The 730-nt window shown below is 21.9% G+C and carries 1 protein-coding gene; it reads right to left on the minus strand.

Annotated features, from left to right (window positions below; genetic code table 11):
• The coding region (locus M8044_RS02465) for a DDE-type integrase/transposase/recombinase (RefSeq protein ID WP_323805917.1) at positions 1 to 607 on the minus strand (607 nt) is incomplete at its 3' end.
• Between the last annotated feature and the right edge of the window lie 123 nt (positions 608 to 730).

Genomic DNA, 730 nt, shown 5'->3' on the forward strand with positions numbered 1-730 from the left:
GAATGATACAAGGTTCTTTTAATTTTGGAAGTTTTTTAATAGTATTTAAAACTAAATCTTTATTTTGATGCTTTGAAGTATGAAAAGCGATAATTTGATTATTAAAAGAGTCAATGATACAAGAAAAATAGAGAAAACCTTGCTTAGTTTTAAAATAAGTAATGTCAGTAAAGAGTTTTTGAAGAGGTTTGGTAGCCATAAAATCTTGATTGATTAAATTAGGAATTATTTGGAGATTATTTTTTAAATTACGGTAAGTAAAATTTTTTTTGATTCTTAAACGACAACTAATGTCGTTTTTTTTCATAATGGTATAAACTTTTTTCTTGGTGATGAATTCGTTAAAGGTTTTTTGATATAAATCAGTGATTTTTCGATGACCAAAAAAATATTGATAATGGAGACATAAAGCTTTAATTCTTTTTTGTTGTAACAGGTATTTTTCTTCTTTTTCTTTTAGTTTAGCTTTCACTTTTAACCAACAATAATAAGTACTTCTTTTAATTTGAATTGTTTTTAAAATGGTGGTTAAATTAAGAGTTTGATTGAATTGGTTGACTAAATGAAAAACCATTTTTTTATCAATTTTTTTAATCTTTTCAATCATTTTTTGTAATAATTTAATTTTTTGTTTTAATTTTGCATCTTAATACCAATTATCTTTATAAATTATTTTAAATATATCAACTATTATAACTCTAAAAGATTTTTTATTGGATAAATAAGCGCT

Source organism: Columbia Basin potato purple top phytoplasma (assembly GCF_028595955.1).
GTDB lineage: Bacteria > Bacillota_I > Bacilli_A > Acholeplasmatales > Acholeplasmataceae > Phytoplasma.